The following is a 25,675-nucleotide window of genomic DNA, read 5'->3' as shown; positions in this document are numbered from 1 at the left end:
ATACACGTTTAGTAACGTTAACTTAAATAGTTTTTAAAAAACGCCAAGGTTCGCTGCCAAGCAAGTTCGGCACTCTTTTCATCGTAACGGCCAGTTGAGTCATTGTGGAAACCATGGTTTGCACCTTCATACTTATGCATGATGAACTCAACATTGTTAGCATTTAAGCTTTGCTCATACTCAGGCCATGTAGCGTTAACCCGTTTATCAAGTTCACCTAATTGAATCATTAACGGCGCTTTTATATTTTTGTGTAAGCTTTCACTTGCAGGTGTGCCATAAAAGGGCACGCCCGCGCTCAATAAGTTACTGTCTACTGAGGCTAAATAATTAACAATATAGCCACCAAAACAAAAACCAACCGCGCCTAATTTACCATTACTATTTGGCTGTGCTTTTAAAAAGTGAGCAGCGGCTACAAAATCATTTTGTATTTTAGTGCGATCAAGGGTACGTTGCATGGCTCGACCTTCATCGTCGTTGCCTGGGTAGCCACCCAGTGGGTGCAACGCATCAGGGGCAAAGGCAATAAAGCCGACTTTAGCCAGTCGCCTTGCAACATCTTTTACATACGGATTTAAGCCGCGATTCTCGTGTACTACTAATACAACAGGTAGCTTGCCTTGTGTATTTTTTGGAACCACTAAATAGCCTTTACCCGAACCATGACCATCAGGCGAATCAAATTCTTGGTAAGTGGCTTTTATGTCATCGTCGTTAAATGAGACCTGCTCAGCTTGAGCGTAATTAGGTAATAATGCACCTGTAAGTACTGTCATTGAAAAGCCCAATGCGGCTAAGCCACCGAGTTTTTTCATAAACGTGCGTCTATCAATTAAACCATGAGCGTATTCGTCATACCAATCAAATGCTTCTTGAGGAATGTGTTCAGACTGAGGGGAGGTCATAGTAGTGCCTTATTTTATTATGATTATTTAATACCATAACGTAAAAGGCATAAAAAACGAGCAGTTTAATTTATAAATAAAAAGCTCGGCATAATTATGCCGAGCTTTTTTGGTTGGGATTTTACTGAATTAACTATTGGTCGTTGCTGGTTGGCCATCGACAATAGGGTCTTTGCCGCGCCACTTTCGAATTATGCGTTTTGTATCTTCAAGCGCAACGTACTGACACGGTATAAGAATAAGCGTAATTACTGTGGCAAACAGCACACCAAAGGCGAGTGATACTGCCATAGGTATTACAATTTTTGCTTGTAAACTGGTTTCCATAATAATCGGCATTACGCCAATAAAAGTAGTAACAGAGGTTAGTAATATCGCTCTAAAGCGACGCGCTCCGGCTTGCATTACCGCTTCTTTTATTGCCACACCTTCTGCACGGGCTTTGTTTACAAAATCCACCATAACAAGTGAATCATTAACCACTATACCGGCTACAGCGATAATGCCGAACATTGATAATCCGCTCATTGTCATACCTAAAGCCATATGACCGAACATAGCACCCACAACACCAAATGGGATCACCGACATAATAATCAGTGGCTGAGAATATGAGCGAAGTGGAATGGCCAGTAGCGCAAAAATAATCATTAATGAGATTGCAAAATCACGTAGTTGTTCATTAGCACTTTCCATCTCTTCTTGAATACGCCCTGCAACATTACTTTTTACTCCAGGGTAGTTTTTAAGCAGTGCTGGTAAGTAAACATCACGAATTTCTTGTGCAATGGCAAATGGCTCTACTTCGTCACTATTGACCGCAGCCCACACATTAACAGTACGATTTGAGTTTTCACGTCTGATACTGCTTACGCCGTCAACTAGCTTGACTATAGCTATTTCACTCAAAGAAACTTCAGCGCCCGCAGGAGTGATAATACGCGTATCTTGAATGTTGCTTATTGAGTTACGCTCGCTTTGCGGGTAACGAATCATTACTTTGATTTCTTCACCTTCACGCAGAATACGCTGTGCTTCAAGGCCGTAATAGCTAAAGCTTACTTGAGAGGCCACATCAGCAAGGGTTAAGCCCATACTGTAAGCAAGTGGTTTTAAATCAAGTTGCACTTCGTCGGTGGCACTTTGCAGTGAGTCATTTACATCACCCACACCTTCCATACTTTGTAACTTAGCTTTTAGTTTGCTAGATACTTCTTTTAACTCGTCGGCATTTTTTCCTTCGAGTCTAAAGCTAACGTCGCCATCATCACGACCACCACCAAAAATACTATCTTGAATGGTGAGTGTTTTAAGCCCCGGTAGCGGTGGCATTTTTTCACGCCACATAGTGCTTAGCTCAAAGGTATCGATTGGGCGTAAGTGAGGCTCTACTAAAATGGCCATAATACTCGCATTAGTACGACCACGCAGACTAACAGACAAATCACGGATCATAGATTGGCCATACTGCTGCTCTAGTTCTTTATCGACGCTCAGTAATACATTTTCTATTTTACGCGCTGTTTCAAGCGTGGCTTGCTCAGAAGAGGCAAGGTTCATTTCTAGCGATATACGCGGAAAATCATGCGGAATTTTAGGATTTGGTACAAATTTAACCATTCCACCGGCAAAGAGTCCTGCACTGACGATTAAAATACATAAAAAGCCAATAATCACGGTATAGCGATAATGGATACAACGACCGATAAATGGAGTGTAATAATGTTCAACAAAATGCTTTAAGCCACTATCAACTGCATTACGTAATTTATGTAATGGGTTTTTAGGATTAGGCTTACGCGGGTTCATTGCTGCGATGTGTGCAGGTAAAATTAGTTTTGATTCAATCAGTGAAAAAATTAAGCATAAAATAATCACTACACCAATTGCTTTCGAAAACGCAGCGCTCGGCCCTGAAGCCATTGCTTGAGGTAAAAATGCAGCAATAGTGGTTAGTACACCAAAGGTTGCTGGCATGGCTACACGTTTTACACCACGAATAACGTTGTTAAGTGAGTGCCCATGTTTTTCAATTTCAGCACTGGCCGACTCACCTACAACAATGGCATCATCAACCACAATCCCTAAAACAATAATAAAGGCAAACAAAGACACCATATTAATAGTAATGTCTAAAAAGCCGATAGGCATAAATAAGAATGCCCCTAAGAAAGACACTGGTAGGCCCATCATTACCCAAAACGCTAATCTAAGTGGTAAAAACAGCGCTAATACCAGCATAACTAAAATACCGCCCCACACCATATTATCGACCATCATGTCGAGGCGACCTTCAAGGTAGTATGTTAAATCAACGATGGGTGATAACTTAACGCCTGCAGGAAGTTGATTTGCTTTGTTTGCTAGGTACTTTTTAAGGACTTTAGCAACAACGGTAATGTCTTGATCTTTTGAGGCATCAATTTCAAACGACAGTGAATTTTTGCCGTTGTATTTAGAATATAGTAAGCCTTCTTCAAAGCCATCATTTATAGTGGCTACATCGCCTAATTTAATTTGAGCACCGTCTGGTAATGTAATTAGCGGTAATTTTTCAAATTCACCGCCACGATAGGCTTGCTTTTCGACACGCATCGAAATGTAGCCAGTATCAGAGCGAATTTGCCCCGCCGACATATTAGTAGAAAAGCTTTGTACCGCATTAGATACATCTCTAAATGTGAGTCCATATTCGCGAAGTTTATCAGGGCTAATTTCAATACCAATTTCGTAGTCTAAGCCACTGTAAAAATCAACTAGGTTTACATGAGGAAGGTTTTGCAATTCATCTTTAATATCATTGCCAAGTTCTTTTAATTGGTAATAACTCATATCACCATAAAGCGCGAGTATCATTACTTCTTGCTGAAATTTTTCACGCTGAACAACAGGGCGTTCCATACCCGCAGGAAACGTATTAATTGAATCTACTTGCGCTTTTATTTCATCTAGCGCTTCTTTGGCGTCATATTTTTCTTCAATCTCAACCCAGGCTTGTGCATAGCCTCGATTAGAATAAGTGATTAAACGCTTTATACCTTCGGTTCCTTCAAGGTTTTCTTCAATTTTTATAGTAATGCCTTCTTCCACTTCTTGTGGTGCGGCACCAGGGTAAACAGCTTGAATACTTACCCAGTTACTTTCAAATTGAGGGAATGCTTGCTTACGAATTGTCAGCGCGGTTAACAACCCACCAATCAAGATAAAAATCATGATTAGGTTAGCTGCAACGGGGTTACGCGCAAACCACGCAATTAACCCTTTTTCATCAGTTGTGGTCATCGTTTACTCTCCTTTTAATGCAAGTTGAGTAACGTCTGGTTTGGTCACAGTGTCTTCAATTTTTACTGCCATTCCTTCGCTAGGGTATTCAAGAGCAGAAGTTATCAGTTGTTCTCCCTCTGCTAAGCCTTGATTTGCGATGACCATGCCATCTTGTTCGCGAATAATATTGAGTGTTTTAAATGACAAAGTTAAATCATCGTTTAACACTGCAATTTTATTATTTTTAACCAGATGATGAGGAACAACAATAGCGCCATTAACGGCGCGACCTTCAATTGTAGCGTTTATATATGAGCCAAAACGAAGTGGCTGAACCCCTTCATATGGGGTTTGAAGTTGGGCAACCAAATAACTCATTCGGCTTTTTTGATCAATCACACCTTCACTTCGTACCACTTTAGCCTGCCATGTAGTTTCTTTACCTGCGTATTGTGCATTAAATTCAACTGTTGCGCCTATGCCACTATTATTAAGGTATTGCAGCTCTTTATCGGCAACAGGTAAACGCACCTCGGCGACCTCAGTTGAACTAAGAGAGCCAAAGCTATTACCAGGATTAACTACAGAGCCTAAACTAATGCTGCGCTCGTTTATAATCGCATCGTAGGGAGCTTTAATATATGTGCGTTCTAAATTACGTTTAGCACGTTTTACACTTGCTTGGGCTGAGCGATATCGCGCCATTTTTTCTGCTAATTGCGGTTTACGTAAATACAGTGCTGATGCAGTAACATCGCTTGAGTCTGCTTTAATGCGTTCCCATTCGGCTTTAGCAACATGCGCTTGTGCGCGTTCAATTTCGAGTGCTGAGCTTGCTTGGGCAAGGCCTGCCTCTGCTTCAATTAAATCAGCTTCATAATCATTTGGATCAATTCGTGCTAAAATGTCACCTTGCTTTACAAAGGCACCTTCAACAAATTGTTCTGCAACTGAAATAACTTGGCCACTCACCTGAGCAATCAGCTCAGTGCGGTCTTTTGGTTGCACAATACCGTACGATTTTACATCGAGGGTAATTGCATCAAGGTGGACTGGTTGTGCTGCAACCAAAGGGCGCATGTCTTGGGGGGGCTTTTCTTCTGGTGGCTTTTTCATTGCAGAAAAGCCTGCTGCGAGGCCAATGCCACCAACAAGGACCGCGATCGGAAGTATTATTTGTTTTTTAGTCGCCACAGGGCATTCCTTCATAAATTGTGCTGATGGGCTAATGATACGCAATAAAGTGTTTACAGTGTGTTTGAAGATGTAACAAGTCATTGCACAAAGCGGTTACAAATAGAACGAAACACGCTATTTATGTACAAAGCAGCAACAAAACAATTGAAATTTATTACTGAGGTTAGAATGAAAACACAATCAATGGCGTGCCGTTTAGGCTGTGGAGCATGTTGTATTGCGCCGAGTATTAGCTCGCCAATTCCAGGTATGCCAAACGGTAAAAAGGCCGGAGAACGTTGTATTCAGCTGGATGAACGTAATTTATGCAAGCTATTTGGTGATGAGTCGCGCCCAAAAGTGTGCAGTGACTTTAGTGCCACGTTAGATGTATGCGGAACAACCAATGAGCAAGCATTAACGTTAATTACCGAATTAGAGCAATTAACCTAATTTATTGTATTAAATACACATATATTTACAATTAATACGTTTGAAAAGTGTAGACACTTACTTTGTGTTTCTAAAACCCATACTCAGAGAAGAAAATTACGTATCTACTTTACATTGTCGCTAGTGTTATCTCATTTATTTCTCATTTAATTCTCTCAGTTCATAATTTTTTAATTATAAATGCACAAAGAGGGCGAAGAGGCGCTGCGCTTTAAGAGTGAGTGACTTAGACATAAAGTTATTTGGCTTAGTTACTAGTGATTTCTCATTCACTTCTCTTTGCTCATACTATTTCAATTATGCATGTACACAGAGGAGGGGATTCTGCGCTTTTAGAGTACTTAGGGAGGGCTGCGAAATGAAATTTCTAATTCAGCTTTTTACTGGTCTGTTTCTTATTTTAATTAAAAAAACAAGCTCAGCGTGGAGTAAGCCCTCGCTGAGCGATAAAGTTACCAGCTATACGTGGCACTTAGTGTATATTGCTCGCCGCGACCTGGCGTACCTGGAATTTCTTCAAACGACTCATCCCATAAGTTATCAGCCGCAAGACTAATAAAGAAGTTAGGCACAGCTGGTGGAGTTATTTTTACCGTCAGCTGAGTAAATAGCGCTTCGTCGCCTGAACGGCGCAGCGCATTGTTATGCTGTTTACGCCACTCATTATCTACTCGAAACTCTAATATATCCGTCGGATTCCAAATCGCACCGAGTGTTACACGATGATCAGGAAAGTTTAAGGCATAAAAGCTAGCATCAATATTTTCAGCGCCGTAGGTTTCTGTTTTATGTAAGTACGCATAGCTGGCAATAATTTCTGCGTTATCAAATTGCTTTGTGGCTAAAAACTCAAGGCCTGTGGTATCAATATCAACAGGCTGTGCAAATCGTGCAGAGCTTGAATCAAAGTTAAATGTCCAATCGGTTAGGTTGTTATCTTTACGATAAAAAAGCGCTGAATTGAGTTGCCAGCTTTGTTGCTCAAGCAATAAGCCCAGCTCTAAGCTTTTGGTGGTTTCACGCTCAAGGTTAGCGTTACTTCTAAACAAACCTCCTGACTCACTGCCACCAATGGCGGTGTAGCCTGCTACTTGGCTTGCCTCGGCATACGATAAATATAATGTACGCTCAGTGCCATCGTTATTTTGGGTATTGAAACTAACATCACCAATTAGCGATAGCTCAGAGTCATCACGACTAGTGTTATCAAACGCAGCCCCCAAACGCACGGTTAGTTGCTGGTTGCTTGCTAGTGTTGTTGTGTATTCAGGCAATACACTAAGCTTAAAGTAGTTACGTGAAGTAAAGTTATTTTCAAGGGTGGTGGAGTCAATACTGTCTTCTATATATTGCGCCGAGTAATTAACCGCAACTGACTTTGTTTGCGCATGACGACCTGAAATAGCCAATGATTTTACTTGTGTTTCATGAAATGCTTGGAACGCGCTTGGGTTTTCTCTTGAATAAACATAATGGTCGTTATGCTTGCGGTAATAAGCGGATACTTCAAATTCACTGTTGGTAGCATAGGCTTGTTTATGGTTTAGCATCCATAATTGAGTTTCTAAGTCTTCAGTTTCATTTACACCAAATGGGGTATAAAGGTTTGGCCAACCAAAAAACTTTTCTTGCAAGCCGTAAAATAAATCAGTTTGTGAATCGCTCCCAGTTAACTGCACTCTGCCAGAAGTACGGGTAAAATCATGGTCGCCAAAATCAATTGAACCATCACTTTGTGAGTGCGAATATTCACCTTCAAAACCAATATGCCAATTAGCGTTTGCTTCAAGCGGAGTACTCACACCTGCATGAATTGTTTGTAGGTTAAAGTCATTTGAGCCAGCGCCCAAAGAGACACTGCCACCAGTTGTTATTGGTTTCCAAGCAAATGACACAGTACCTACTGAGCTATTCATGCCATTAAGTGCATTATCGGCTCCGGTTAATACACTAGCACCTGTTAGCATTTGTGGTGCAATAGGAATTTCTGCAAAGTAGTGACCAGACTGCGGGTCGAGTAGAGTTGCACTGCCGATTCTAAAGCCGGTATTTTCAAAAATACCACCGCGTATCGTTACATCAGCTTGTGCTTCAGCCATATTACGTGATTGCAAGTCAACACGCGGGTCGTACTCTAAATTAGAAATAGGTGAATCAAATGTACCAACAGGTAATGTATTGGCGGTGGGTGACGCTTCAATTGTTATTTGTTCTATGGTTGCTGTTTCTTTACTCTGCTCTGCATAAGCAACAGTTGAAATACTGGCTAGTACGGCCGGTATTATAAGGTGCGGGGCACGATTCATATCATTATTCTCATTTTATGCAATGACGCTAAAAATTAAATACCTATCATTTTTTATCACATGATAAGGTAAGCTCACTAAGCTAGGGTGATTTTGGGCGCTATTGTACATTAATGATAAAAAACTGCATTTGATAATCAAACCTAGCGTTACAAAATAGTAACTCTGCAACCTATAAATTATTTACATTGGTCACTTTATTATGCAAACACAACAATCGAGTCATTCATTAAATCAGCACACACTTTATTTTGCTGGTGGTTGTTTATGGGGCGTGCAAGAGTTTATGAGGTATTTACCTGGAGTAGTGACTACTGAGGCGGGGCGTGCCAACGGCACGAGTAACACAACACAAGGTGAATACGATGGCTATGCCGAATGCGTGAAAGTAACCTTTGATATTCAAGAAGTAACCTTAAATGAATTAATTGGCTATTTTTTTGAGATTATTGACCCATACAGTATCAATAAACAAGGTGACGATGTAGGCGAAAAATACCGTACCGCCATTTTTAGCCAAGACAGCAATCATTTAAACATCACCAGAGACTATATTAGCCAGCGTGATGATGCTGAAAAAATAGCGGTACAAGTAGCGCCACTGACTAATTATGTCCCTAGCGATCCCGAGCATCAAGACCGTTTAACCAATCACCCTAATGATTATTGCCATATCTCAATTGATTTATTGCACAAGTATAAATCGTAAATTTGTTAATGAAATCACGTTTAGTAAGTAATTAGAAGTTATCGCTTCTCGCGCTTTGGCCTTTAAGTTACATTTAACTCATTGTTTTTTTTTAGACGAGCAGCTTGCTGACATGATGGGCGAAGCGCGGAATTATTTTATTTTAAAAGCTCTTAAAACTAAAAAAGCCCGCAAACATGCGGGCTTTTAAATATTAATTAAAGTTTATTGCTGCGCTTTAGGCGGAAAGTTGCTTAAAATATTGGCAACCGTTTCTTTAATGGTGGCTTCACGTTGTGATGGGGTTTGTTTTTTCTTTAAACGACCATCTTTAGCACCACGCCAAATTAGTTGGTTTGACTCACGATCAATAATATCGATAACTAACGTGCCTACTTCATATTCGCGTGCGCTTACATCGTGATTAAAGCCTGTGCCCCAGTAACCCCAACGTGCACCGTAGCCTACGTTAAAGCTATCAACTTCAAGCTCTTTATCTACACTTGCATGGTAGTTAACAAGTACATCAGCTTGCGCTACGTCAACCAATTGCATACCTAATTGTTGGCTTAGTTGGTTGTTTACCGCATTGCGAACGCGTTTTTCCATCAGCCCACTGATTTGGTAGTTATTCGTGTCTTTGGTTAGACTCGCGTTTTCTACCCAAGCAAACGTTTTGTAGTTACTAAAGTTTGCTGATTTATCGTAATCCCAGTCGGGCGTTTGTGTACAGGCGGTTAGTAATGCCAGTGCTGCGACAATAAATATGTGTTTCATTCCGTTTGCTCCAATAAAGTGCGTTTGTTTAAACTACCATGGGCGAGGTTAATTTAAAATCTTTAAAATAAGTGTAACTGGCTAAGATGAATAGCCAATTAATTCTTAGTCCAGTAGAGAGGCTTTATGTTCAACCTCAATCCAATCTTTTTCATCTACCCAGTTTTGTGCGCCGTCTTTTACTGAACGAATTGGCACAATATAATCACAACTTATTTGCGGTTTAACCGAGGCAAATATTGGCACAAAGCCAAAGCTCAGGGCAGTTTCTATAATTGCCTTTTGATTTTGCGGGTCGATATCAGCCGCTTCATCTATATAAATAGGTATACGGTATAAGTTTTGTTCCTGATCGCTTAATAAATAACGAATAAACAACATGCCACATAATAGCTTAATGGTGATACGTGTACCATTTGAGCCAGCCGAGTCTATCTTTTCAAAGTGCTCGGTTTCACCTGCACGGTTAACCACTTCAAAACGAATATCAAATAAATCAGTTAATGTAAGGCCTGCTTTGTCTGAGGCGAGTTTAATTAAATGATCTTTTGCCTCGTTTACCGCGCTCTCGCTATAAGGTTCTTGGCTGAGTAAATCGAGCGTATCGCCTTGTTCAAATTGGTTAGAGGTACTGATAATGGTATCAATACTATCTACCAACATTTTGCGCGGGATAATATTAATTTTAAACGCTTGCAGGTTTGAGATGCGGTGCTGGCTAATGCCTTTATTAAAGCTATTCATTTCACGGCGTAAGCGGTCTAAATCTTCGCGCAGTCCCTTAATAGTAGCGGCTACTTCGGTGAGGGCAACGCGACCTTGGCGCTCAACTGCATCGCGCTCGTTATCAATGTTATGAAACGCGCTAATAAGCTTTTGATATTTACTAAACTCATCGTTTTCGTTATCAAACTTAGTGATACCGGCATTATAAATATGCATATAGGTATTACGTACATTTATATCGAAATTACGTAGCTCTTGGCAGTCCTTATTAAAGTGATGAATTAAATCGCTTAAATTATCAAAATCGATTTTTATATCAATCATGTAAGGCGTTACTTTACCACTGTATAAATCTAAAGTGTGGTCAATACGCTCAGTTTTAACTTGGCGTAAGCGCTCTGTTTGACGATTAATTTGCGCTTGTTTTGATTTGATTAACGAGCGTCTATCAGCAATTGAGCCACTGTTTTTTTGAATATCTTGTAGGTAATCGTCAACTTGTTCGCGCTCGGCTAAAAGCTGTTCTTTTAGCATTGCTTGGGCGTCAACTGACTGTTGCATCACTTCAAATTGCTCTAAGCGTTTAAGTGCACTTTCTGCACTCATAAGCTCCTCGTATAGCGCGTCTTTTTCTTTTTGTTTATCAGCAACATTGGCGGCCACTTCGCGCTGTTGTTTAAACTCTTTTAATGATTGCTCAAGCGCGGTTAACTGAGCGCTCAGTTGCTCTTTATTTTCGCCGCTTTGCATTTGTACTGGTGAGAGCTTTTTAAGTTTAATACTGGCACCGGGTAGGGTGAGTACACCGCCTTTAACATTCTCGCTCAGCTGTGCTAAAAATTCACCAAAGGCGTCTTCGTCATCAATGGTTATATCGCCATTACTGGTGGTGGCAAAGGAGAGAAGATCGGGGTTCAATAGCCGCGATATTTCTTCTACTTCTTTCAGTGATAAGTCTTCACGCATACGGGCGAATAAATTAAATTCTAAGTTTTTAAGTTGTAACTTTAAGCTCTTAATTTGTTTTTGTGTTTCACCAATACGGTAATCAAGGGTGTGCAGGCTTTGCCCTTGTGCACTCGTAATAGAGTGTGACAATGACTCGTAGTCATTTTTTAACTGCGTTAGGTTACTTTTGAGAGTGGCTTTATTAACCAGCTCAAATTCACTTTTAAGGGCGTTGAAATCTAAAAACCATTGTTCAATTTGAGTTTGCTTGCGCTCTATATCGCGCGATTGTTGCACGTATAGCCCTTGCTTTTGTTCAAACTCGTGTTTTTCGTGCTCAATATCTTCAAGAGCGATGTTGAGCTCGCTTAGTTGCTCTTCTTGGTAAGCATCAAAATCAATCAGTGCTTGGTCAATTTTTGGTGCATAAGCGGCCAGTTTACCTTTAAGAACGGTTTGGTTTTCAAGCATAGATTCAAGGGCGGCTATGGGCTCTTGCATTGACTCAAGGGCTTTTAATTCACGTTTTGCGCGGTTTACTTTATCAAACGAACGGCGCCAAACCTCGTAAAAGTCGACCTTAGAATTTGACATATGTCGTTCAAACACACGCAACATAAAACGCTTAACGTCGTTTGCGCCTAATTTATGTAAATTAAGAATACGACGAAATATTTCTTTGTATATTGCAGAGTCTTGAACGTTGTTGAGGGGGATCATTTTTAAATTGATCTCACCGTCAAATTGCGTCGCTCCGCCTGTCAGTAGGGCGTTTAACTCTTGTGCTTTAAGCTCTATTGGGTTGTAACCTTGCTGCTTTAAGTGATTAAACAGCTTGGTAAACTTAATAATGGTATTGCCTTGGGTGTACTGGGCTAAATCAAGCTTACCTTGATAGCAAAAGTATTGGTGTGCATAACCGGCAATTTTACCTAAGCCGGCTACGCCAATGACGACTGAGCCATGGGGCAAATCGGCTTGCAATAAAATGTACGATTGATCTGATGAAAAATAAAACTTACGGGTTTCATCTAAATCGTGGCCATCCCACTCGGTTAGGCGTAAATCGTTAATTAGCGGAAATTGCAGTGCATTAATTACTGAGCTTTTACCTGTGTTGTTAGGGGCACAAATCGAGCTACTTTTATCCAGTGGGATCACACATTTTGCATAGCCTGCGGTATTTAGTAGGGCGAGTTTACTCAGTCCGTATAAATTTTTCATTGCTCGTCCTCACTAATAAAGGTCTCTTCGTTTACTTCCATTAAGGCATCAATATAGCGGTGAATAGGGGCTTGCAACATAAAGCCACCTTCTACTTCGCGGGCAAGGCCTAAACGTACCATGCGTAAATACACATCTTTTCGTAAGTCAGAACCCGAAAATATCTCAAGCTGATCAAATAAATGTTTATTAAGTTGCACCAAGGTTTGCATGAGCTCTAAATCGTTTGGCTCGTCAAATAATGCGCGCATTGGGTCTTTACCTGTATTGGCAAAATGCTCTATTAAAATGTAAATAGTGAGCGCTACAGCGCGTGAAATCTTACCCATGTTTGGGGTGCTTTCATCGCTGGCAAAATAATAAAAACCACGGCTATCGTGTTTTAACTCGTGGCCTAGTGCTGTAAATAAGGCAGTATAAGCGTCTATTTGTTGGTCAAGCTCTTGCCATATTACGGTGTCTTGTTCGCAAATGTGGTAACCGGCGACTAATTTTTTATTAATGGCTTGTAAGTGAGAAAGCTCATCTAAGTTTATATGGGTCATGGTGATTACTCGTGCTCGGCTTTATCAGCCTGAGGCTCTGAATTAAAGGGATATAAATTAAAGTGCTGGCCTGCAATGTTAACGCGAGCTTTTTTATCGCTTTGGCTAATTTCTAGGGTGTTATCGCTTACCAACTTTTGATACAAAAACAACATTTCATCGGCTTCAAGTTCAGGGTAGCTTTCGTCTAAAAATTGCAGCAAAGGCTGTGGTTTTTTACGCTGCTTTTTAAAGCGTTTGGTAAATTGCGCTTTTACATCGTGATAGTCAGGAATGTTTGGCGTGACAAACGCGGGCACATCATTTTGTTCTGGTAGCTGATATTCGTGGTGTTCAAACTCAGCTAAGCTTGCCATATAGGCAACAATATGACGCTGTTGACCCAATGAATACTTTTGCGCATCGCTTACAAAATGGGGTTGCACGGCGCTGAGCATATTATCCACCCCGTTTTTACGAATTAGCCCTAAAACTTTTGCCGCTTGGCGGGTAATAAGGTTATTACGGCGCAACTCTTCACGCAGTGGCATTAGCATATCGGCACTTTTACGTAAGCTTGTCCGACCAACTAGATGCATTTCGAGAATACGGGTACGTAATTGCTCAAGCATACGTTTATCACTGTACGCTTTACCTGAGCGTTCAATATGTTCTATTTGGGTGCTAATTTGTTGCTCAATTAGAGTAAAACAGGCATGAAAGTCGCCTCTAATATCGACCATTTCCAGCATGGGTTCTATATATTCATCAAACGCTTCTATGACGGCTTTGTAGCGCTTTTGCAGCGATTGCACCGCGTTATTTGATTTGGCTTGCTCAACAATATTTAAAATGGCGTTTTCGTTGTGTAAAAACAGCTTAATTATTTTACGAACCCGATCATCCATAATGCGGCTAAAGCGGCGTAAATCATCAAAATCTTCCATTTCACCGGCATTAGACAGCCGATTACCTAAGCGAGCTAAATCATCAACCAATACGCTTATTTCTTGTGCTAAGCCTAAATGTTCTTCTTGAAGTAAAAAGGTAGCAAAGTCCGCAATGGCACGGTTAATTTCTAGTTGTGACGATTTAGCCAAGGGAATAATGATTTCTTGATTTAATAACCGATTGGTTTCTTTATAAATACGCTCATTATTCCATGTCGGTTGCTTTTGTTTTATGGCATTTTGTAAATCTTTAATACTAAAGTCGGCCATTTTAAAGCGTTTAAATAATAGCTCTAATACACCCCAATGCTCAGTGAGGGTATTAAGTAGCTTTTTAGCTGGGATCATAAGGCGTTACAACATCCTAGTATTCGTTATTTTATATTTCTTGAACTTATATGGTATTCGTTTTTGCGACGATTTAATAATAGTTTTTACACTCGCTTAGTGATAGTATCCGCGCCGAATATAGGCACATAGAGTGTGTACCTCTATTTTTTACATGGTTTCAATTTTTACTTAAACCCGAAGGTTGTTTAATATCATGGTTTCCTCGATTATCCTGACGCTGATAGCGATTGCATTCTTGCTTATCGTTATTGAGGATGTGATTCACGTAAACAAAGCCAAAACGACATTATTTTTTGGTACACTTTGTTGGATTATCTCCTTTATTTTTCCTCTTAATGGGCAAAGCCCTGAAACGATTCAAACCCTCCTTGACCACAATATTTTAGAAATTGCTTCCTTATGGCTGTTTTTAATGGCCGCAATGACCTTTGTTGCCTATTTAAACTCCAAAGGACTTATCGAAAATGTTGTGAACCGGATAATGCCAACCAGTATTAGTGAACGAAAGCTAATGTTTTTGGTAGGGTGTTTTGCATTTGTATTTTCGTCTATCTCCGACAATGTAACAGCTACACTGATCTCCTTGGCTGTTATAATGTCATTAAAGCTTGAAGCCAAAAAACTAGTTAAGTACGCCACGCTTATTGTATTTGCTGTAAACTCAGGGGGTGTATCACTTATCACAGGTGATGTAACCACACTTATGATTTTCCTTGATGGTAAAGTGACTATTAGTCACTTATTATTGTTAATTGTGCCTGCATTATTAAGCGTATTATTACTGGCTACTCTATTATCAATTGGTATGAACAAGCAGTTAGAGTTTAAAAAGACTAAATTTAAACGAATTGAAAAAACTGACATTACTATCGCTGTTATTTTCTTCACTACCGTTATTTCTACCCTTACTTTAAGTGTTTTATATAGTGTGCCGCCGTTACTTACCTTTTTACTCGGCCTGTCTATTATGTTTTTAGTCGCGCAATTTTTAATGCGCAAAAAAGACATCAATAAAGATATGATCGACTTTATACGTGACATAGAGTACGACACCTTACTGTTTTTCGTAGGTGTGTTATTACTTGTTGGCGCATTAAAAGAAGTCGGCGTGCTAAGCCAATTTACAAACCTGTATACAGTGATGGCGCCAGAGTACGCAAACTACTTAATGGGTATTTTATCGGCCGGTGTTGATAACGTGCCACTAACGGCTGCGTTACTAAAAGCCGACATTGTAATGAGTCAACAGCATTGGTTGTCGTTTACGTATGCAACCGGTGTGGGTGGTTCAATGCTGATCATTGGTTCGGCGGCTGGTATTATTGCTATGAGTAAGGTTAAAGAACTTACTTTTGCAAGTTACCTTCGTTTGTCGTTGTATTTGTTAGTGTGTTACACCTTTGGTTATGCTGGCTCTTACTTTATGGGTAGTTTTATTTGATTTTATAATAAAACGACTTGACAGCTAGACGTCTAAACGATAACTTTCAAAGCCGCACTCTTAGTGCGGTTTTGTTTTATTAGCCACAGGTTAATAATACATTCAGAAGAGGTGCGATACTTAGGTACTTAATGTGAGGCAACGACAGCCTGCGACCATTAAGGAGGGAAGTACTCGCCGAGGAAAATAATGGGTCGTTACCATTGTTTTTCGGTTTATGGGGCTGAATCCTCAAAACTGTCACCAATTTAGGTGGAGAGCTTCTGGCAGTAGATTTTTCTTATCTTTATTTCCTGCCAAGTTCTTCTTGTTTTATTGCGGTTTGGATGCCGCGAAAGGAGACGAAATGACTACCCAATCAGTGCCACAAAGTTCACAGTGCACAAAATCAGATTACATTGTTGCCAAATTTGGTGGCACCAGCGTTGCTAACTTTGAGGCGATGAGCCGTTGTAGCGAAATCATTGTAAACGATAGCAGCGTTCGAATTGTTGCAGTGAGCGCCAGCGCCGGTGTAACTAATCACTTGGTGGCACTTTGCAAAGCCGATATTGATGCCGCTGAACGTCAGCAGCATGTTGACGGTGTACTTGCTATTCAGCAGGCAATTTTAACTGATCTGACCCTAGATGATGATTTAGCGCTTGGTTTTAATAACACCCTCGATGACTTCCAAACACTGGCACATCAAATACTGACAACAGAGCAGCAACACGATGAGTTACTCAGCTTTGGCGAGCGTTTATCGTCGTATTTATTTACTCAAGTATTGCGCTTAAAGGGCTTAAATTCGCAGCGTTTTGATGTTCGCCAGGTGCTTAAAACCGATAGCCAATTTGGTAAAGCCACCCCTAATGTAACCGCCACAGCGCTTGCAGCTAAAGAGCATTTAATTCCTTTACTAGATAACAATGTAATTGTTACTCAGGGCTTTATTGGCAGCGATGAAAACAATGTAACCACCACACTGGGTCGCGGTGGCTCTGATTACAGTGCCGCCTTGTTAGCTGAAGCAATTAACGCTAAAAGTGTGCATATTTGGACCGACGTAGTGGGGATTTTTAGCACCGATCCGCGTTTGTGTGTAAAAGCCACACCTATTGCGCGTTTAAGCTTTGATGAAGCGGCAGAAATGGCCACTTTTGGCGCTAAAGTGCTGCATCCAGCTACAATTTTGCCAGCCAGTCGCAGCCATATAAATGTGTTTGTTGGCTCAAGCACAGAGCCAGAGCGTGGGGGCACTTGGATTGAACGTGAAAAATCGCAGTTACCTGGTATTCGTGCGGTCACGCAACGTAAAAACCAAATATTACTGACCTTAAAAAGCCCTGAAATGCTATTAGCGAGTGGTTTTTTAGCGCGTATTTTTACTATTTTAAGTGAATGTAATATTTCGGTAGATTTGGTTACCACCTCTGAAATTAGTGTAGCAATTACCCTTGATAATGCGCCTAATGCATCACGCCCAGAGCTAGATCAAGAATGCTTAGATAAACTTGCTGAATTTTGCCATGTATCGGTTGAGAACAATTTAACCCTAGTAGCACTTATTGGGTCTGAAATTGTATTGCGTCAACACGAAATGAATTTAATGCAGGTGTTGAGCGAATTTAACATTCGTCTTATTTGCCATGGTGCGAGTAAACATAACCTGTGCTTTTTAGTTGAGCAAAGTGAATCTGATGCTGTGGTTCAAGCTATTCATAGCCGACTACTTGAAGGCGAGCTTGCTGCTTAACGCTGAAAATGAGATGAATGAGCACCGCCAGTCGGTGCTTTTTTTTGCCACAACGCTTATATCAAACTGCTCGTTTACATCATTTGTTAATGTGGTGCTGGTTGCACTTAGTTGCCTGTTGCCAAGCTCACAAAATACATTAGGGCTTAATAGCTGGGCAATAGGGCGGCTGGTTGCTTTTGCTAATGCCTCTTTTAATGTCCAAAGCCTAAAAAATGTCGCCGCTTTAGCAGCTGTGCATGGTTGCTTAGTTATAAGTGCCACTTCTGCAGCATCATAAAAGTGCTTTGCGAGTTTTTCAAATGGCCGTTTTAAACTGATTTTTTCTATATCAAAACCAAATAGCGAATGATCAATATTTAGCGCCACGCCTACCAAACCATGAGAGTGTGACACACAGCAACTATACACCTGGTTGTTATTTATATTTAGCTCAAGCTTACTGGTTTGTTGATTAAATTCAGAGCTGATTTTATCAAGCGTTATATTACTGCTGCTAGGTAATACACTTTTGACTAAATATTTTAGTAACAGCCGCGTTGCTACATATTCTTGTTTTGCTTGAGGCGTTTTACGACGCGCGATGACACTTAATTCAAACGGGCTTAAAAACTGTGTAAGTGTTAGCTCATCAACCTGCAATTGGCTGGCATCAAATAATAAAATGGTGTGGTTATTATTCTCAGCAAGCGGGGTGTGTAATAACTGATTGTCGAAGTAAGCTGAACTCATTATTGCTCGTTAAAAGTGAATACCGATTACATAGTTATCGTTATAAGCTGGATAGTTTGTGAGCGGTTGTTTGCTGTTATGCGCGCTAAGTACATTTTTATTACTCAGTCGCCCTTAAATATGGTTTAATTCACATTCGATAAAATAATAACAGATTTGTAGGTGTATGACACAAGTGCGTGATGGTTTTCAAAGTCGACTTGGTTTTGTATTGGCAGCAGCCGGTGCTGCGGTAGGTTTAGGCAATATATGGGGTTTTCCTACACAGGCTGCTAACCATGGTGGCGGCGCATTTTTATTGGTGTACTTTATTGTTATTTTTTTGCTAGCGCTTCCCGCGTTATACACCGAGCTGTATTTAGGCTACAAAGCCCAAGCTAATCCGGTTAAAGCCTTAGGCCAAGCATGGCAAGACCATGCGCCTAAAGTTGGCGCTGCTGCAGGTTATATAGGCTTAGCTGGCGCAATTGTCATGTTAAGCTTTTATTCAATAGTGGCAGGTTGGATGCTTTCTTACGCCATAGAGCCTATAACCACCTTTCTAGGCTTACAGAGCTTAAGTGAGTTTTTACATAGCGACTCTATGCTACGTAATTTTATATTTACGCCGCTGATGCTTATTTTAACCGCCAGCATTATTTTAAAAGGTGTTAAATCAGGAATTGAAACCTGGTCGCGCCGTTTAATGCCATTATTACTTGTTTTACTCGTTGGCCTAATTGCTTACATTGCTACCTTAGAGGGTGCCAGCGAAGGGTTTGCGGCCTATTTAGTGCCTGACTTTAGTAAAATACTCGACCCCGATTTAATTATTGCCGCAATGGGGCAAGCGTTTTTCTCATTATCACTGGGTGTGGGCTGTATGATGATTTATGGCTCTTATTTAAAGCCTGGTGCTAACTTACCAAAATTGACTGCAAGTGTTGCGTTACTCGACACCAGCGTGGCATTTTTAGCTGGACTATTAATTATACCGGCTATATATGTGGCGCAGTTCAATGGCGTTGAAGTATTTAGCAACGGCAAGCTAATTGGTGAAGGGCAGCTTATTTTTGCCATATTACCTGAGTTATTTGGCACCATGGGTGAAATTGGTTTATTGGTTGGCTTACTATTTTTTGTATTGATGTCGATTGCTTCAGTTACATCAACCATTTCATCGACTGAAATTCCTGTGGCTTTTTTAGTAGAAAACCACAGCGTAGATAGAACCAAAGCTACATGGGCCGTTAGCGCCATTGTATTTGTTTGTGCCAGTACTATTATTGTTAATTTTGATTGGCTATTTGGTTTGGTTATTATGGTATTTACCCAATACCAACTCCCGTTGATGGGACTGTTTTATTTTATTACAGTGGGCTGGTTATGGCAGCGTGGTAATAAGCTTCATCAAGCAAGTTCTGGTGCACATTATTGGTTTGCTCTGTACATTCGTTTTGTCTGCCCAGTACTAATGACCTTAGTATTTGCAAACGTTGCGTTTGGCTAGAATACAACAACAACTCATGTGTTATTGATAACAAAAAAAGCGAACACTATATTTTGTTCGCTTTTTTGCTTTTTGTTTAGCCGCGCTATAGCACTTCGTTTGTTAAGCTATTTCCTTGAGTAACCTCAAATGCATTTTGTAAGGTGATATTGGCAATTTCTGTAAGCGCTTCTTGAGTAAAAAAGCCTTGATGGCCGGTGATCAATACATTTTTAAAGCTTACCAAGCGAGAGAAAATATCGTCTTGGTTTATATCGTCGCTGTGGTTTTTAAAAAACAGCTCTGATTCTTGCTCGTACACATCAAGCCCTAAATAACCTAGTTTTTGTGATTTAAGTGCCTTAATACACGCTTTACTATTAACCAATGCACCGCGCGAGGTGTTTATTAGCATAACTCCTGTTTTCATCGCTGCAAATGCGTCATCGTCAATTAAATGATGGGTGTGCTCGTTTAACGGGCAATGCAAAGAAATGATATCGCTTTGTGTAAGCAAGGTGTTTAAATCAGTAATTGTGTAATTACCACCTTGTGCATTAGGATCGCACACTAAAATGTGAGCGCCGAAACCGGTTAATATATTACACAATGCTTGGCCAATTTTACCGCAGCCAATAATACCCACCGTTTTATTATGTAAGTTAAAGCCAAGTAAGCCGTTTAAGTCAAAATTGTCTTCACGTACGCGGTTATAAGCTTTATGGGTTTTACGGCTAAGCGTAAGCATAAGTGCAATACAATGCTCTGCGACTGCCTCAGGGCTGTAAGCCGGAACGCGCAGAACACGCATACCATGCTGTTTAGCAGCGGCTAAATCTACATTATTAAAACCCGCACAGCGCAGTAAAATGGTGTTAACCCCAAATATAGCCAGTTGCTCAATAACCGCTTTATCTACCGAATCGTTTACAAATACGCATACCGCATCAAATTCTTTAGCTAAAACCGCAGTGTGCGCCGATAAACTTTGCTCAAAATAGGTAATAGCGATGTTAGAAAAGCCAGTTAAGCTTTGTTCAAAAAAAGGCCGCTCGTATTTTTGAGCACTAAAAAAAGCAATTTTCATTTATTACTATCCTACTAACTTAGTGGGCTAAGTGAAAACCAAGCCTAGTTACACCTACCATAAACCATTTTTATTATAGATGCCTAACCAAAACGAGTGTTTGCTGTTTTTATAATCGGCGTTGACCCTAAACTGCTTGTTATTACGCTGTGTAATGACTCTGGTTTAGTGCGCGGCGCATAGCGCGCAATTAGTTGTCCTTGAGCATTAATTAAAAACTTAGTGAAGTTCCACTTTATGGCACGGTTTTGTGCAATTCCACGCGTATGTGATTTTAAATAACTAAACAAGGGGTGTGTATCTGGGCCATTCACCATAACCTTATCAAAGACTTCAAAATTAATTGCAAAGTGTTTTTGATAGTAGTCTTTTATTGCCATGCCCTCTAATGGTTCGTTTTTATCAAACTGATTGCATGGAAAGGCTAAAATAGTAAACCCATCGCTTTTGTATTGTTGGTATAGCTTTTCAAGCGCACATAATTGCGCCGAAAAATGACATTTGCTTGCTGTATTTACAATAAGAACCGTTTTTCCTTTTAACTGGCTCAAAGGAAAATCACTGTTATTACAAAGTTGTGCGTTAAATTGATAAATGCTATCCATAGGTTACCTACCTAATTTCCTTATGCGGGAAATTTTAAAAGACTTTCATTCGCTTTTTTAGCGGCCGATTGACATAATCGAGCTTATGTTTCTAAGTTATCAGTTAAATAGGTCATTTTTATGTCAGTTAAAATTGCATTTATAGGTTTAGGCGTAATGGGTTACCCAATGGCAGGGCATCTAGCAAAATCGGGGCACAGCGTATGTGTTTATAACCGCACAGCAGCTAAAGCACAAAAATGGGTTGAAGATTTTAACGGCAGTTTTGCACCTACCCCGCGTGAAGCTGCAAGTGGTGCCGATATAGTATTTATGTGTGTTGGCAATGACGACGACTTACGGTCAGTGGTATACGGCAATGACGGTGTGCTAGCAGGTATGCACGAAAACACAATTTTAATTGACCACACAACTACCTCAGCAGAAGTGGCACGTGAAGTAGCGGCAAAAGCGGCTTTACAGCATATCGACTTTATTGATGCGCCGGTATCGGGCGGTCAAGCTGGCGCTGAAAATGGGGTGTTAACCGTGATGGCGGGTGGCAACGAAGCCGTATTTGCTAAAGCACAACCTATCATGGCGGCATTTAGCCGTTTTAGTCAGCTTTTAGGCGAGGCGGGCTCAGGGCAATTATGTAAAATGGTTAACCAAATTTGTATTGCAGGTGTAGTGCAAGGGTTAGCTGAGGGCTTACATTTTGCCAAACAAGCGGGGCTTGATGGCGAAAAAGTAATAGAAACCATTTCTAAAGGCGCTGCTGGTTCGTGGCAAATGGAAAACCGTTACAAAACAATGTGGGCAGGTGAGTACGAATTTGGCTTTGCTGTAGATTGGATGCGCAAAGATTTAGGCATTGCCCTTGATGAAGCTAAAAATAATGGTGCAACGCTGCCAATGACTGCAACGGTCGATCAATACTACGCCGATGTCCAGGCTCTTGGCGGCGGACGATACGACACTTCAAGCTTATTAGCGCGTATCGAAGCAATGCATAAAAAGTAATGTAATTGGTAAAAGTACATTATTCACAAAGAGGATAAGATACGCTGCGCTTTTAGAGGAAGTGATAAACATAAAAAGAATGTTGGTTTTATGTTTTCTCATTTACCTCTTTTGTTGAGATAGCTTTTTGGTTTTTACCTAATAACAAAAAACGCGACACTTTTTTGCTAAAGGGTCGCGTTTTTTATGCGTTATATAAACTACAGTAAATTACATGCTTTGCGCGTAGTTATATAAGGCTTTTAAAATTGTTAGATTTTTTTCGCTGTCATCATGTTCATGCGCTAAGTTTTCAAGGGTGATCATAAAATCTTGTGCGCTGATTGATGGCTGATCTTCGCTATGCATTAACTTGCTTTGGCAATATTGACGCCATTGATCAAGCTCTTGCTGGTTTAGCGTTTGTGGCCAGTTACGGGCGCGGTATCTAAACAGCAAAGTATTAAATTTAGGATCTTCAAATTCAAGCTTTAGGCTTGCTAAGTCTTCAGGCTTTGCATCACGAATAATCGCAAATTTAGCTTTATCAGCATGGCTAGTAAAGCCATCATATAATAAGTAATCCACGTTCGTGGTCGCGCTATAATCGCCTTGCTCATTAAATACCTCAGTGACTTTATCACGTAGCTCGGTATTGGCTTTTAAAATGGCTAAATTAGTCAAGCATTGCTCTCGGTCAATACCCAAGCGAGCAGCGTTTTCAGGCAGTAGCGTTTTAGCAGGTGCTAAAATAGGGCACTTGTTTAAATGCACTAATTTTAAACCTACCGGTAAATCATCATCCGCTAAATCTATACGTTTGGTGTATAAGCGTTTACGTAATTCTTCCACATTTAAATCAAGTAATACCTGCGGGTTTTGGGTTAAATCAAAACAAATAACTGCGTTTTTATTTACCGGGTGAAAACTCATTGGTGCCACCCAGGTAGTACAGCCTTGGGTCGCTGGAATACGAGAAGAGGTGTGCACTAATGGGGTCATATTAAACACATCAACCATTTCAGCGAGTGCTTTTTTACCGCGAAGACTAAAAAAGAATTGGTACAGTTTAGGCTGCTTCTCTTTAATTAGCCTTGCCAGTGCAATAGTGGCCGTTACATCACTTAATGCGTCGTGCGCAGCGGCATGTTCAATACCATTAGCGACGGTTAAATGCTCAAGCTTAAAGCTTGGGCTGCCATCTTCTTTTAATGGCCACTCAATGCCCTCTGGGCGCAGTGCATAGCAGGCACGCACTAAATCTATAATATCCCAACGACTGTTATTGTTTTTATATTCACGTTCGTACGGGTCGTAAAAGTTACGATAAAAGCTATATCGGCTTACTTCATCATCAAAGCGAATACTGTTATAACCAGCCACACAGGTATTGGGTACGCTAAATTCTGCATGAATTTTAGCAATAAATTCAGCCTCAACTAAGCCTTTTTGCATCGCCACTTGTGGGGTAATACCGGTAATTAAACACGCTTCAGGATGGGGTAAATAATCCGCTTGTGGCTTACAGTACTCAATAAGCGGCTCGCCAATAATATTTAAATCAAGATCGGTGCGTACACCGGCAAACTGACTCGGCTTATCCTTTTGCGGGCTTGCCCCCCAAGTTTCGTAGTCGTGCCAGTAGATTGTTGCTTGGTTTTCGTAGTATGTTGGTTCGCTCATTCTCTCTCTTGGCCCTTTATTTATGCAGGTTTTACTTTGTTTTATGTTTGTTGTTATATTTTCGAGTGCGTTGTAATATCTGCATTGTGTGTATAAAATAGTGTATAAAATTTTCGCTAAGTGTGTATAAAATATTAAATGGCAATCAGTGACACTAAATTAAGAAAGCTGCTAGGTAAAAATCAAACACCCTGCGTATTATCGCATAGAGATAGTTTAAGTGTAAGGGTGTCAGCTAAAGGCGTAATCACATGGCAGTATCGTTGTCGTGTAGCTGGTAAACAAGTGATAATATCGCTTGGTCGTTATCCAGGGCTCAGCATAAAAGAAGCGCAAGACTACATACCTCACTTTCAAAACTGGATAAGCCAAGACAAAGACCCACGCCTCGAGCTTAAACTCATGCGAAACAATGCCAAGGGCTTGCCCACAATGGCAGATATTGCAGCAAAGTGGTTAGCTAAAAAAGTACCTGACCTAAAAGAAAAAACACAAGCTTTATACACAAACCAAGTTAGCAAATGGATTGTGCCAATTTTAAATGATAAAAATACGCCACTTGATTTAATGACCATTAAGGATTGGATCAGTTACTTTGATGATGTGAAAAAATTAGGTAGCTCTAAAACCGCCGGTACTATATTGGTACGTATCAAGTCGATTATTGGCTGGGCTGAAAAGCGTGGTGAAGTAAAACCATTTAACCCCGTACTAACTCTAAATATAAATGATGTAGGAGAGCAAGCATCAGTAGGGCAGCGAGTAATGCGTTTTGATGAAATTGCAAAATTATGGATTCAAATAGAAAGCTCAAAAGCCACACCCGCAACTAAAGCATGCCTACAACTAATTTATATAACAGGCGCAAGGCAATCAGAGGTTCGTTTAGCCAAGTGGGAACATTTTGACTTTGATAATAACATTTGGACGGTACCGCCAGAAAACTCCAAAACAAATAAAGCAATCCGCCGGCCAATATCAATCAAGGTAAAAAACATCTTAGATACTCTTGCTATGGTGTATGGCCGTAACGGTTATTTAATACCTGGCAGTAACCCGCATAAACCAATGACTACCCATAGCATTAATCGTTATTGCTGTAGAATGTGGGACCACTTGTTTACTAAGTATAAAATGCCTAAGTTTTTACCACATGATGCCCGTCGCTCAATATCTACATTACTAAGCGAGAATGGGATTGCACCACACGTAACCGAAAAAATGTTAGGCCACACAATGCGCGGAGTAATGGCCATATACAATAAACACGATTGGATTAAAGAACAGGCGGATGGGTACGAGCTTTATTGCCAGTTAATAGATAAAGCTATAATTGTTGAGCTACAAAAGAAATGAGTCCTATATAAAGATATGCGTACGTAGATAAGTATATTTGTACATACATAAAAGTTGACATGAACGTCAATAGCTTTATTATATTAGTGTACATAAATAAATATTTGTGCGGTAAGTGGGAGCTAAAGAACAGCATGAAGCAACATTTGCCGGACTTAGTTCATATACATGTTTGTGCGAAAAGAGTAAGACACAGGCTTGGTTAATTAGTTTTATAAAGTAGATATACTAGGAGTAAATATGATTAAACATATAGCAATGGGTGATGATCAAGGTCTAGACTTCTTAG

General features: G+C 40.3%; 19 protein-coding genes and 1 riboswitch. Of the genes, 7 read left to right on the top strand and 12 right to left on the bottom strand.

Translation table 11 applies throughout. The features are described from left to right. Positions 1–17: 17 nt before the first annotated feature. The 3 genes from CWB76_RS10920 to CWB76_RS10910 form a co-directional block, all read right to left on the bottom strand. Entirely contained in the window at positions 18–908 is an 891-nt protein-coding gene (locus CWB76_RS10920) for a dienelactone hydrolase family protein (RefSeq protein ID WP_138607544.1), read from the bottom strand. Positions 909–1,037: 129 nt separating this feature from the next. Further along, a complete protein-coding gene (locus tag CWB76_RS10915; protein ID WP_138607542.1) occupies positions 1,038–4,190 on the bottom strand; it encodes an efflux RND transporter permease subunit in 3,153 nt (1,050 codons plus the stop codon). Between the two features lie 3 nt (positions 4,191–4,193). After that, on the bottom strand, positions 4,194–5,366 hold the full coding sequence (locus CWB76_RS10910; RefSeq protein ID WP_138607540.1) for an efflux RND transporter periplasmic adaptor subunit: 1,173 nt from the start codon (positions 5,364–5,366) through the stop codon (positions 4,194–4,196). A gap of 171 nt (positions 5,367–5,537) precedes the next feature. Between CWB76_RS10910 and CWB76_RS10905 the strand changes: the two genes are divergently transcribed. After that, positions 5,538–5,801 carry a YkgJ family cysteine cluster protein gene (locus CWB76_RS10905; RefSeq protein ID WP_041708812.1) on the top strand — a complete coding sequence of 88 codons (264 nt, stop codon included), beginning with the start codon at positions 5,538–5,540 and terminating at the stop codon, positions 5,799–5,801. A gap of 452 nt (positions 5,802–6,253) precedes the next feature. Here CWB76_RS10905 and CWB76_RS10900 read toward each other — a convergent pair whose 3' ends face one another. After that, positions 6,254–8,107 carry a TonB-dependent receptor plug domain-containing protein gene (locus CWB76_RS10900; protein WP_138607538.1) on the bottom strand — a complete coding sequence of 618 codons (1,854 nt, stop codon included), beginning with the start codon at positions 8,105–8,107 and terminating at the stop codon, positions 6,254–6,256. Between the two features lie 202 nt (positions 8,108–8,309). Between CWB76_RS10900 and CWB76_RS10895 the strand changes: the two genes are divergently transcribed. After that, positions 8,310–8,816, top strand: coding sequence for a peptide-methionine (S)-S-oxide reductase (locus CWB76_RS10895; RefSeq protein ID WP_138607536.1), 507 nt, complete (start codon positions 8,310–8,312; stop codon positions 8,814–8,816). Positions 8,817–9,020: 204 nt separating this feature from the next. Here CWB76_RS10895 and CWB76_RS10890 read toward each other — a convergent pair whose 3' ends face one another. The 4 genes from CWB76_RS10890 to CWB76_RS10875 form a co-directional block, all read right to left on the bottom strand. Next, entirely contained in the window at positions 9,021–9,572 is a 552-nt protein-coding gene (locus CWB76_RS10890; RefSeq protein ID WP_055012621.1) for a DUF4136 domain-containing protein, read from the bottom strand. 105 nt (positions 9,573–9,677) lie between these two features. Then, a complete protein-coding gene (locus CWB76_RS10885; protein ID WP_138607534.1) occupies positions 9,678–12,470 on the bottom strand; it encodes an Mks condensin complex protein MksF in 2,793 nt (930 codons plus the stop codon). Further along, the gene (locus tag CWB76_RS10880; RefSeq protein ID WP_138607532.1) at positions 12,467–13,015 is read right to left on the bottom strand and encodes a condensin complex protein MksE; all 549 of its coding nucleotides are present in this window, start codon (positions 13,013–13,015) and stop codon (positions 12,467–12,469) included. The genes CWB76_RS10885 and CWB76_RS10880 overlap by 4 nt, the downstream gene beginning before the upstream one ends. Positions 13,016–13,020: 5 nt before the next feature. Next, the gene (locus CWB76_RS10875; RefSeq protein ID WP_131691174.1) at positions 13,021–14,292 is read right to left on the bottom strand and encodes an MksB family condensin complex protein; all 1,272 of its coding nucleotides are present in this window, start codon (positions 14,290–14,292) and stop codon (positions 13,021–13,023) included. A gap of 196 nt (positions 14,293–14,488) precedes the next feature. On the opposite strand from CWB76_RS10875, the gene nhaD reads away from it, so the two are divergent. Further along, on the top strand, positions 14,489–15,736 hold the full coding sequence (nhaD, locus tag CWB76_RS10870) for a sodium:proton antiporter NhaD (RefSeq protein ID WP_109874512.1): 1,248 nt from the start codon (positions 14,489–14,491) through the stop codon (positions 15,734–15,736). 98 nt (positions 15,737–15,834) lie between these two features. Next, positions 15,835–16,007, top strand: a riboswitch (Lysine riboswitch). 75 nt (positions 16,008–16,082) lie between these two features. Further along, positions 16,083–17,474 carry a lysine-sensitive aspartokinase 3 gene (gene lysC, locus CWB76_RS10865; protein ID WP_171039623.1) on the top strand — a complete coding sequence of 464 codons (1,392 nt, stop codon included), beginning with the start codon at positions 16,083–16,085 and terminating at the stop codon, positions 17,472–17,474. Here lysC and CWB76_RS10860 read toward each other — a convergent pair. Beyond that, positions 17,448–18,206 (bottom strand): 4'-phosphopantetheinyl transferase family protein, encoded by a 759-nt coding sequence (locus CWB76_RS10860; RefSeq protein WP_138607528.1) that lies wholly within the window; start codon positions 18,204–18,206, stop codon positions 17,448–17,450. The genes lysC and CWB76_RS10860 overlap by 27 nt on opposite strands. 166 nt (positions 18,207–18,372) lie before the next feature. Here CWB76_RS10860 and CWB76_RS10855 point away from each other — a divergent pair, with 166 nt between their 5' ends. After that, positions 18,373–19,695 (top strand): sodium-dependent transporter, encoded by a 1,323-nt coding sequence (locus tag CWB76_RS10855; protein WP_138607526.1) that lies wholly within the window; start codon positions 18,373–18,375, stop codon positions 19,693–19,695. Between the two features lie 85 nt (positions 19,696–19,780). Here the strand turns inward: CWB76_RS10855 and CWB76_RS10850 are convergent, their stop codons facing one another. Beyond that, positions 19,781–20,761: a 2-hydroxyacid dehydrogenase gene (locus CWB76_RS10850; RefSeq protein WP_138607524.1), complete on the bottom strand. Its 981-nt coding sequence runs from the start codon at positions 20,759–20,761 to the stop codon at positions 19,781–19,783. A gap of 83 nt (positions 20,762–20,844) precedes the next feature. Beyond that, entirely contained in the window at positions 20,845–21,366 is a 522-nt protein-coding gene (locus CWB76_RS10845; protein ID WP_138607522.1) for a glutathione peroxidase, read from the bottom strand. A gap of 120 nt (positions 21,367–21,486) precedes the next feature. Between CWB76_RS10845 and CWB76_RS10840 the strand changes: the two genes are divergently transcribed. Next, complete coding sequence (locus CWB76_RS10840; RefSeq protein WP_138607520.1) at positions 21,487–22,368, top strand: NAD(P)-dependent oxidoreductase; 882 nt, start codon at positions 21,487–21,489, stop codon at positions 22,366–22,368. A gap of 210 nt (positions 22,369–22,578) precedes the next feature. On the opposite strand, the gene sbcB is transcribed toward CWB76_RS10840, so the two are convergent. Beyond that, on the bottom strand, positions 22,579–24,030 hold the full coding sequence (sbcB, locus tag CWB76_RS10835) for an exodeoxyribonuclease I (protein WP_138607518.1): 1,452 nt from the start codon (positions 24,028–24,030) through the stop codon (positions 22,579–22,581). Between the two features lie 138 nt (positions 24,031–24,168). Here sbcB and CWB76_RS10830 point away from each other — a divergent pair, with 138 nt between their 5' ends. Beyond that, the gene (locus CWB76_RS10830) at positions 24,169–25,386 is read left to right on the top strand and encodes a tyrosine-type recombinase/integrase (protein ID WP_138607516.1); all 1,218 of its coding nucleotides are present in this window, start codon (positions 24,169–24,171) and stop codon (positions 25,384–25,386) included. Positions 25,387–25,675: the final 289 nt, after the last annotated feature.

This window comes from Pseudoalteromonas sp. S1609 (genome assembly GCF_005887255.1).
Taxonomy (GTDB): Bacteria; Pseudomonadota; Gammaproteobacteria; order Enterobacterales; family Alteromonadaceae; genus Pseudoalteromonas.
Note: the sequence above shows the minus strand (reverse complement) of the source record. Positions and strands in the feature narration are given on the sequence as shown.